Here is a 9,430-nt window from a genome sequence, read left to right as displayed (position 1 = left end):
ACGCCATCCGGCCGTTCGCCGTGGGGCGCAAGGCCTGGCTGTTCTCCGGCAGCCCCAAGGGGGCCGAGACCAGCGCGATGCTCTACACCCTGGTGGAGACCGCGAAGGCCGCCGGACTCGAGCCACGCGCCTACCTGCACTACCTGTTCGAGACCCTGCCGACGGCGACCACCCCGGACGCCCTTGAGGCCCTCCTGCCGCACCGCCTCACCCCGGACGATCTCAAAATCCCGACTCCGAACCTGTAAGCCGCAGTCCCGGGGTTGCCCGGACGCTTACGGGCGTTCTGCACGTGCAGCGGCCAGAGTTTGCCATCCGGTTGCCATCACCTGTCGGTGAGGACGCGGTAGCGTTGCTCCTCCTGTTCCTCAGCCGTTGGCCGGCGGTTCATCCGGCCGGGGCGCGCTCTCGGTCTCCAGACGGTTGCGGCCGTTGGCCTTCGCCCTGGAAAGCGCCTGATCGGCCCGGTGCAGGGTCTCTTCAAAACCCTCGCCGCGTCGCAGGGTCGCTACGCCGATCGATACGGTGATGGTGAACACCGGCGATGTGTTGGCCACCTCGATGGAAGCGGTCGTCTCCACAATCCGGTTCCCCAGGCTGACCGCGCCCGCCAGGTCGGTTTCCGGCAGCAGGATCACGAACTCCTCGCCCCCGATACGACCGATCCGATCGCTGGTCCGCAGCAGCTCCGTACAGACCTGCGTGAAGCGCCGCAGGGCCTCATCCCCCCGGGCGTGCCCGAAGCGGGAATTGATGCTCTTGAAATGGTCGATGTCCAGGATGAGCAGGGAGAGCGGGTGTCCGTAGCGATGGGCGCGCTCGACTTCGCCGTGGGCCTGTTCCAGCAGCGCGCGGCGGTTTGCAATCCCGGTCAGCGGATCGGTTTCCGCGGCCGTGCGCCAGTACTGCTCCAGTTGCTTGCGCGGGGTGATGTTGACCGCGACCCACAGCACGACGGGTTTGGGGTGATCGTAGCTGGGCAGTGGCAGGACACGGCCTTCGAAATACTGTTTGCCCGGATCACTGGCGCTGGCTCGAACGTGGGGAGGCAGTGGCTGGACTTCGTCCACCCCCAGTTCGTACTCCAGAAACTGCATCTCTCCCGTCTGCAGGGCATCCCGGACCACCTGCAGAAAGCGACGGCCGATCTCGTCGGGGAGGGCCTCCTGGAGGGTCGTGCCCTCCAGAGGTTTGCCACTGACATACATGGCTTGGTTGGCCCCGCCGATGACCCGGACGTACAGGCCGTCCTGGTCGATCACGAACGAGATGTCGGGCAACGCCCTGAGCAGGGTGAGGAGCTGATCGCGCTCGGCCTTCAGCCGGGCGATCAGGGCCGCCTGGTCCGTTGGTGAAGTCTCGTCCATGGGCCTTCTCCCGGGCGTGGCGACGGTTGTCCGGTCAGCGGTTGTCGAGGTCGTCTTTTGCGGCAGCAGGCGTCTCCGAGTCCTCCGGCCTTTGGAGGACATCAAACCCGGCGGCGGCCTGACTGTCACTGCGCCGTTGCATGTTCTCCCGGCGCCTGCGCAGTTCCTCTTCCTCTTCGTGCCGGCGGGCTTCCCTTCGTGATTCGGTCATGGCGAGGCCCCTTCCAGATAGACAAGAGATCGAGAGTTTCCTGCGCCATCGTCGGTCATGGCGCTCGGGGTTGCAATCTGCAGGAGAAGGCACACGGGTGTGTGCAGGGAATCATGCCATGTGGCCGGGCCCGCGCCGTGCACCAGCAGCCGCGGACGGATGGCTCGGGATCATGATCCTGTTGAAATGTGTCCGACTCGGACTCGCGGCAAAGGGCGCCGCCGGAGTCCGCCTACAGGATCTCACGCCCGGACGTCGACCCGGTGATGTTGCTGAATGTGGAGCGATAGCTCGTTCCCCTGGCGGTCGGTCAGGGTCAATTGCTGACTGCCGCCAAAGAGCTTGACCCGCTCTTCGTGATGCACCCGCTGACCGTCGATCACCGCCACTGAGCCCTGGATGTTGCCGTTGTTCAGCGAATAGCTTGAGCCCGCCGGGGGTAGCCCCGACGCGGGTGGCGCGCTAGTGGACTGGGGAGTGACCCGTTGCAGCAGTGCAATATTGGAGGAGAGATTTCCGGACAGCATTTCGATTCCTCGGAGGAGGAGATACGATCTCCCTTAAACCGCTAACGGCCAGCCAGGCCGGGACTTGAGGCAATCAGCGAAGGGACGCGCATGATGCGCGAGGGGCCAGAGAACACGCACTGAGGGAAGGCCGCGGAGCCGAGGCGGCCTGAATTCAACCAATAAGTGCAACGCCACGTCACGCGGCGCGTTGCCGCGGTAAGGATTGCTCCAGGACCTCGTTTGGTGCCCGGTAGCCGAGCCGCTTGCGCGGTCGAAGGTTGAGCCTGTCTTCGATCCCCTGGATTCGTTCTTCGCTGACCTGAGCGAAGTCGGCGCCCTTCGGGAAGTACTCCCGGATCAGGCCGTTGGTGTTCTCGTTCGAGCCGCGTTCCCAGCTGTGATACGGCCGGGCGAAGTACACCGGGCAGGCGAGCTTCGCGCTCACCTGCTCGTGGGCCGCGAACTCCTTGCCATTGTCGACCGTGATGCTCGTCACCGCCGGGCGCCAGTGGCCCAGGGCGTCGATGATCGCCTTCCGGGTCTCCTCGGCTGTTCGCCGCTCGATCTTGCGGATGGCGACCGTGCCGCTCTTGCGCTCCACCAGCGTGACCAGCGCGGCCGCGCCGCTGCCCAGCACCGTGTCGCCTTCCCAGTCGCCAAAACGACGACGTTCGTCGACCACCGTCGGCCGCTTCTCGATCCCGACCCGGTTGACGATCCGGCCCCGGCGATCGACCGAACCGTAGCGCTTGCGGTAGCGCCGCCGGCGGTGCCGCAGATGGTTCACCAGCGAGCCGCCGGCCGCCTGATCGCGCGCCACGTGGCGGTAGATCCACTCGTGGCTCACCACCGGATGTCCGGCTTCACGCGCGCTCCCCGCGATCTGCTCCGGACTCCAGCCATCGCGTAACCGATCTTCTACCCAGTCGGTCAGCGCGGGAATCCGCTTGTGCCACTTGTGCGCGCTTCGGCGGCGTTGGTCGGTGCGCTTCTGGGCGGTACGCGCCTCGTAGGCACCGCCATCGCCGTTGCGCTTCAGCTCGCGACTGATCGTGCCCGGGCTGCGGCCCAGCGTCCGCGCAATCGCCCCCTGCGAGCGCCCCAGCCCGCGCAACGCACTGATCTGATATCGTTCTTCCTGGGTCAGCTGCCTGTAGTGCCTCATCGGTACGCCTGAATGGGTTTGGGGTGAGAGCCACCCATTCTACGGCGGCAGCTGGCCCACCCCTTCCGGGTTCAGGCGTTGCAGTTATTCTGTGAATTCAGGCGAGTTTCACTGCGACGTTGTCGCAGTCTGGTGCGGGTTTACAAACCCTGGTTTCGAGATGCCTTGCCGGGCAAAAGACGGCGTCGACTCAAGAAAATCGTCGCCACGACCGGTTCGGCACGGGATACCGAGGTGCAACTGGTATGGCTGCAGGGATGCCGTGAAAAACTCCGTGCCGAAGACCAGCCCGGATACCAATGGCTGACGGAGACACTGCGGAAGAATCTGGAGGCTGAGTATCAGCTCCTCCGATCCGATCTTCCGGCACGCTTCCGGCGCGAGCGGAAGCATCTGCATCTGCGTCTTGTATCTGATTCCGGTCCTGCCACCCCGCTACTGGGCGAGGTGACGGCCCCCTTGCTCGAGGCAAACGCCGATCAATTTCGGTCCTGGCTCGAACGTGTGCGCGGTCCCACGGGTGATGACGCCATCCACCAGGCGCGGATTACCGGGAAACGCCTTCGCTATCTGCTCGAACCTCTGGCGCCGGGGCTGTCAGGGGGAAAGGAACTGGCGCGCGAATTGAAAAATCTGCAGGACCTCATGGGCGAGATCCACGATGCCCAGGTCCTGGCCGGAGAGCTGCCTGGTCAGGCCGAGAGAGCAGGTGCCCAACGTGCCCGACGGCGGGTCGAGGCGAGCCTGGGGCTGCCCCGCAACGATCCTGCTCTGGAAGCCGAACATCGCACTGACGAAGTCACGGGTTTGTGTGCGCTTGCGACAAGACTGTCCGAGGAAAAGCGGGGGCTGCTCGCCCAATTGTACGAACGCACCGCAGAATCCCGTGTAGCGGCGCTCCATGGGCAGCTACATGAGGCCGCCGAACAACTGCGCAGCGCGGCTGGCAAGGGCTGACCCGGCATACGACCGGTCCTCCAGACCGTCATCGACAAACGTCTCTGCGAACCCCTGCCCGGTCCCGGGCTCGACGCCTTTAAACATGAGATCGGGCTGGACGAAGTTCCCGCCCGTGCCGAACGCATCCTGCAGGGCTAGGTCCGGGGCTGTCGGGGGATGCGGACGGATCCTGACGATTGCCGGGGCGTTGTGGACCTCAACCCCTGTGGCGGACCGGGTTCGAACCCGGTCCGCCAAGAAGAGCGGAATCGACGCGTCCTCGTGGTTGAGACTTGAATGGCCAGCTGGGTTCGGGAAAGGATATGGTCATGAAGCCGCTGCTGGTCATAAAAACGGGCACCAAGATCCCGTCCCTTGCGGATTATCCGGGGGACTATGACCACTGGATCGCTCAAGCGATGGGCTGGCCGCTGCAAAACACGATGTCAGTGGACGTGCAGGCCGGCGACCCTCTGCCTGAACCGGGCGCCGTGGCTGGAGTGGCCATCACGGGCTCCGGATCCATGGTCACCGAAGAGCTAACCTGGATGGTCCGCACGGCAGCATGGCTGAAAGACACCGTCGATCAGGGAGTATCGGTACTGGGCATCTGTTTTGGGCACCAATTGCTGGCCTGGTCCCTGGGCGGCGAAGTGGGCTATAACCCCCGCGGTATCGAAGTCGGAACCACCTCGATCACCCTTGACGACGCGGCTTCGACCGATCCGGTGTTCCGTGGTTTACCTCCTCGATTCCCGGCGCAGGTCAGCCACAGCCAGTCCGTCCTCACCCTGCCTCCGGGGGCGGTACGACTGGGCTGGAGTGACATGGATGAGCATCAGGGTTTCCGATTTGGCGAACATGCGTGGGGGCTGCAGTTCCATCCGGAGTTTGATCAGGAAATCGTCCCCCATTACGTGGAGTACTACCGGCAAGAACTGACCCGGCAGCAGCTCGGGGCGGATGCTCTCCTGCAAGATGTGACTGCGACACCCGAGAGTGTCCGCGTACTGCAGCAATTCGGACAACGGGTGGCCGGACGAGAGCAGAACCAGCCGCTGACGGCCGACGACTGAGCAGCGTGCCCGACGGCAAGAACGGGGCCTCCCGCGTGCCGCAAATTGCGCGCAGGGGCTTGCATCGACGGGGCCGGATCCCCATAATTCGCGTCTCAGTCGAGGCGCCCGTAGCTCAGCTGGATAGAGTACCTGGCTACGAACCAGGCGGTCGGAGGTTCGAATCCTCCCGGGCGCGCCATTATTTCGAGAAAGGGATCAGTGACTTACAGTCGCTGGTCCCTTTTTCATTTGGGGCCTTCCAGGGCTGTGGGACAGTTCTGGGACACCTGTGGGACAGTCGCCGTCTCCGCCCTGGTGTGCGCCCCTGAAAATGACCGCCTGTCCATGGGACACATGGCGCCGTCACTTCTCTTTTCCCGCCTCGGCTCCGCAGCCTTCCTTCAGTCCGTATCCCCTTCTCGATTCTCGTCGTCAACGAATTCCAGTAGTTCCTCGATACGGCACCCGAAAAACTTGCACAGCCGGTCGATCGTCTCGGTGCCGACGTTCTGCGCACGGTTATGCGCAATCTTTGAAAGCGTGACGCGATGGATCCCCGTTTGCGTGGAGATCTCCTTCATCGTCACGACTCGCCCTTCCCGGTACTCCTTCTCCGCGACGAGCTCTTTAAGCCGGATTCGGATCGCCATGTACACCCCAGGCATCAAACGTAGTGGACAGGCTACATTTTTTGTGTAGAGTCGGAGTTGTGTGAAGCGCACAGGCTACACACGAAACTTGAATGTTTCATTGATACGGAGGAAGGATACATGGGGTACACCTACCTGACCACTGAAGGACTGGCCGAACGGATCCAGTACACCCCCCGCACGATCCGGGACAGTCTGAAAGACAGCGTGCTCATTGAAGGGATCCACTACATCCGGCCGTTCGGCGGCCGGAAGATCCTGTACATCTGGGAGACCATCGAAAGGGATATGACCGGCATGGCGGCCGAAGACGACGACCTGACGATCCCGATGGCGGGAGGGGGTGCCTGCCATGGTTAAGGTCCGTGAACGTAAAGAGACGGGTAAGCTCTATTTCGACTTTTTCTACAAGGGACGACGGTGCAGGGAATACAGCTCGTTGCCGAACACCCCGGCCAACCGGCGGAAGATGGAGAAGGTGGCGAAGAAGATGGATGCCGAGATGACCCTCGGCACATTCGCCTACCGCGAGTATTTTCCGCAGAGCCGTCGGCTTAAGGAGTTCGAGGCCCTGGAACGGACCCCTGAAGCCGAAGCCGAGGCGGAGGCGGAGGCAAGCGAGCCCGAGTCGGATGTTCCACTGTTCCGCGATTTCGCGGAGCAGTGGCTCCAGGAGAACGAGGTGCTCTGGCGCTTCAAGACGCTCGAGAGCAATCGAAGCGCCCTCAGACGACACCTGATCCCCCAGTTCGGTGACTGGAAGGTCAGCGACATCAGCAAGGCGGACGTTCTTGCATTCCGGTCGACACTCGCCAAAGTCCCCGGCCGGAAGGGCAACGCTACTCTCTCGCCCAAGACCATCAACCACACCCTTGGGGTGCTGTCGATGGTGCTCGCCGAGGCCGCTGACCGTTTCCAGTTTACGTTCCCGCTGCAGAACCTGAAAAGGCTGAAGCAGCCCAAGCGGGAGATTCAGCCGTTCAGCTGGGATGAAGTCCAGCGGATCCTCGAGCACGTGCGGCCCGATTACCGGAACTACTTCGTGGTCCGTTTCTTCACCGGGCTGCGTACCGGGGAAGTGCACGGCCTCAAGTGGCGCCACGTGGATTTCGACAACGGCCTCATCCTGGTGCGCGAAACCTACAACCGGGGGAGGACGGAGTACACGAAGACCGATGGCTCGCAGCGGGACGTCATGATGTCCTCAGTGGTCGCCGATGCCCTGCGGGCACAGCGTGAGGCGACCGGTCGCAGCGACTACGTCTTCCACACGGCGAACGGGCAGCCACTGGATACCAAGAACGTGGCCGAACGGGTCTGGTATCCGCTGCTCCGCCATCTGGGGCTGGCGTTACGTCAGCCCTACCAGTGCCGGCACACCGCCGCCACATTGTGGCTGGCGGCCGGGGAGAACCCCGAGTGGATCGCGCGGCAGCTGGGCCATACCAACACGGAAATGCTCTTTCGGGTCTATTCGCGATACGTGCCCAACCTGACGCGTCAGGACGGTTCGGCGATGGACCGTCTGTTGCGCGCGCGTTTCCACGGAGAGACCGACAACGAGGGCAAGGAGGTCCGGGATGAAGGCTGAAACGGTGGAACAGGTCCTGCGGATGATGGACTACGAAGACATGGCGTGTCCGGAGCATGTTGAATTGTCGGCGCGCGTGGAAGTAGAGAACGAGGGGCTCGCATCTTCGGGCGAACGGGTCTTCCGCTTCCAGCTGTATGACACGACGGGGAGCGCGCGGGCGTACGGCCTGCGCCGCGACTGGGACGGGCACGGCCTGGTGAACGGGCAGTATCGGGATGTTTCCCTGCACACAGCCGTTAATCCGCGCGGGGAACAGGTGCTGGTGGCGCATCCCCTGTACGGCACCCGGCCGTGTGAACGGGATGCGCTGGAACTGCTGCCCGTTCATCGAGCTCCTTGCCCGGAAGATCTCGGTCGACTCGTACGGCTTGCGGAAGGCTTGAGGGTCGAGGCCTTCCGAGGCTTCCTGTGCACCGTCTTTGGTGATCCGGCATTCACCCTGAGTTTTGTGACGGGCCGGGCCTCCGGGGACTGTCATCACCGGGAGCCGGGTGGTTTACTGGCCCATAGCCTGGAGGTGGCCGAGGGGGTGATGGCCGCCACGGACAACATGAGTCTGGACCTTTATTCCCGGGAAGCCGGCGTCCTTCTCGCGCTGTTCCATGATGTCGGCAAATGCGTCACTCCGGATGCGCACCGTATTCCGGAAAAGCGCCACGAGCGGCTGATTGACTACTATCTGCAGGAGCCGATGGCCACGCTGCGGCACCGGGATCGGGACGCCCATGACGCGCTGTGGCGGGTGATTGATGCCTATCGCAGTGGTGACGACTACGGCGCGCCCATGGCGGCTCTGGTGCGGGGCCTTGATCAGTGTAGCGCCCACGCCGATGTTGCGGAGAGGGCGCTTCGGGCGCGCCGCAACGGATACTGGCATCGACTCTGCGGCGGGCGTCCTGTGTGGTTGTCGCCGAGGGATCCCGAGCGGCCACCCGGTCGGCTGGGGCGTGCATGACGTTGAGCGGAAAAGGCGGGGCAGGTCCCCGCCTTTTCTTTTGGGCAATCGAAAACTCCGGAGATGCGGCTTCGCATGAGCATCCCGGAGGAGGGTGATGCGGACGGCTATCCCGTACGGGCCGCTCGGTTCTCGTGGCATGCTGGACGCATGTGCGGACGAATGACGCGTTACAGCGCGACCAGCGAGCTGGCCATGCGCTATTTCCAGGTGCCGGTCGATACGGGTTTCGACGCACCGCGGTACAACGTCGCGCCGGGGACGGAGCTGGAAGGGTTCCGGGCGGACGACGATGGACGGGCCGCGTTCCAGCCGATGTTCTGGGGTTTTCGTCCGCAACGGGTGGAGGACGGCCCGCGGCCCATCAACGCGCGGGCCGAGAAGGTGGCCACCAGCCCGTATTTCCGCTCGGCGTTCGCGCATCGCCGCTGCATCGTGCTGGGCGACGGCTGGTACGAATGGCGTCGGACGGAGCAGGGCAAGCAGCCGTATTACATCACCCTGGCTGAAGACGCGCCGCAGGACGTGCTCATGATGGCGGGGATCTGGGAGCCCACCGCGGACGGTGGCGCCTGCTGCGCGATCATCACTGAACCCGCATCCGACCGCCTGGCGCACATCCACGACCGCAAGCCCCTGGTGCTGGATGCGGCCTGCCGCTGGGACTGGCTGGACCCGGCACTCACCGAACGGGAAGCGATCCGAACACGGACGCAGCGCCTGACTCCCGACGCCCTCCGGTATCACCCGGTGTCCACCCGGGTGAACCGGCCCGCTGAGGACGACCCGTCGCTGATCGAAGCGATCGCCTGACAGGCGTCGCCTTTGTTATCCGCTCCCTGTCTCCGCGAGCGGATCGTTGGCCGCATGCTGTTCAATGGGTTTTTCAGCTTAGCGTCAAAAACTGTCGCTTGATGGGTGGATCATCGAATCGCACTCGCACAGGAGACAGTCGTGGTCGCAGTCGCCCCCATTACTCCCA

The 9,430-nt window shown here is 63.8% G+C and carries 12 protein-coding genes and 1 tRNA gene; 8 read left to right on the top strand and 5 right to left on the bottom strand.

The window, feature by feature from the left end:
* Positions 1-248, top strand: a 248-nt coding sequence (locus F620_RS0113755) for a transposase domain-containing protein (RefSeq protein ID WP_019571031.1), incomplete at its 5' end; no start/stop codon positions are given.
* A 120-nt stretch (positions 249-368) separates the two neighbouring features.
* On the opposite strand, the gene F620_RS0113750 is transcribed toward F620_RS0113755, so the two are convergent.
* The 4 genes from F620_RS0113750 to F620_RS0113735 form a co-directional block, all read right to left on the bottom strand.
* A complete protein-coding gene (locus F620_RS0113750) occupies positions 369-1,367 on the bottom strand; it encodes a sensor domain-containing diguanylate cyclase (protein WP_019571030.1) in 999 nt (332 codons plus the stop codon).
* A 34-nt stretch (positions 1,368-1,401) separates the two neighbouring features.
* Entirely contained in the window at positions 1,402-1,578 is a 177-nt protein-coding gene (locus F620_RS15410) for a hypothetical protein (RefSeq protein ID WP_196802061.1), read from the bottom strand.
* Between the two features lie 242 nt (positions 1,579-1,820).
* A complete protein-coding gene (locus F620_RS0113740; protein WP_019571028.1) occupies positions 1,821-2,105 on the bottom strand; it encodes a hypothetical protein in 285 nt (94 codons plus the stop codon).
* Between the two features lie 178 nt (positions 2,106-2,283).
* Entirely contained in the window at positions 2,284-3,252 is a 969-nt protein-coding gene (locus F620_RS0113735) for an IS30 family transposase (RefSeq protein WP_019571027.1), read from the bottom strand.
* Between the two features lie 78 nt (positions 3,253-3,330).
* Between F620_RS0113735 and F620_RS15035 the strand changes: the two genes are divergently transcribed.
* The 3 genes from F620_RS15035 (at position 3,331) to F620_RS0113710 (ending at position 5,448) form a co-directional block, all read left to right on the top strand.
* Positions 3,331-4,209 (top strand): CHAD domain-containing protein, encoded by an 879-nt coding sequence (locus F620_RS15035; protein WP_255349483.1) that lies wholly within the window; start codon positions 3,331-3,333, stop codon positions 4,207-4,209.
* Between the two features lie 311 nt (positions 4,210-4,520).
* Positions 4,521-5,267: a glutamine amidotransferase gene (locus F620_RS0113715; protein ID WP_155987049.1), complete on the top strand. Its 747-nt coding sequence runs from the start codon at positions 4,521-4,523 to the stop codon at positions 5,265-5,267.
* 104 nt (positions 5,268-5,371) lie between these two features.
* A tRNA-Arg gene (locus F620_RS0113710) sits at positions 5,372-5,448 on the top strand.
* A gap of 202 nt (positions 5,449-5,650) precedes the next feature.
* Here F620_RS0113710 and F620_RS0113705 read toward each other — a convergent pair.
* A complete protein-coding gene (locus F620_RS0113705; protein WP_018936047.1) occupies positions 5,651-5,899 on the bottom strand; it encodes a helix-turn-helix transcriptional regulator in 249 nt (82 codons plus the stop codon).
* Positions 5,900-6,019: 120 nt separating this feature from the next.
* Here F620_RS0113705 and F620_RS0113700 point away from each other — a divergent pair, with 120 nt between their 5' ends.
* The 4 genes from F620_RS0113700 (at position 6,020) to F620_RS0113685 (ending at position 9,261) form a co-directional block, all read left to right on the top strand.
* Positions 6,020-6,259, top strand: a complete 240-nt coding sequence (locus tag F620_RS0113700) for a hypothetical protein (RefSeq protein WP_018936046.1) — start codon at positions 6,020-6,022, stop codon at positions 6,257-6,259.
* Positions 6,252-7,490 carry a site-specific integrase gene (locus tag F620_RS0113695; protein ID WP_026331499.1) on the top strand — a complete coding sequence of 413 codons (1,239 nt, stop codon included), beginning with the start codon at positions 6,252-6,254 and terminating at the stop codon, positions 7,488-7,490. The genes F620_RS0113700 and F620_RS0113695 overlap by 8 nt, the downstream gene beginning before the upstream one ends.
* On the top strand, positions 7,480-8,448 hold the full coding sequence (locus F620_RS0113690) for a hypothetical protein (protein ID WP_019571020.1): 969 nt from the start codon (positions 7,480-7,482) through the stop codon (positions 8,446-8,448). The genes F620_RS0113695 and F620_RS0113690 overlap by 11 nt, the downstream gene beginning before the upstream one ends.
* Positions 8,449-8,610: 162 nt before the next feature.
* On the top strand, positions 8,611-9,261 hold the full coding sequence (locus F620_RS0113685) for an SOS response-associated peptidase (protein WP_019571019.1): 651 nt from the start codon (positions 8,611-8,613) through the stop codon (positions 9,259-9,261).
* The last annotated feature ends 169 nt before the right edge of the window (positions 9,262-9,430 follow it).

This window comes from Thioalkalivibrio sp. ALE11, assembly GCF_000381205.1.
GTDB lineage: Bacteria > Pseudomonadota > Gammaproteobacteria > Ectothiorhodospirales > Ectothiorhodospiraceae > Thioalkalivibrio.
Note: the sequence above shows the minus strand (reverse complement) of the source record. Positions and strands in the feature narration are given on the sequence as shown.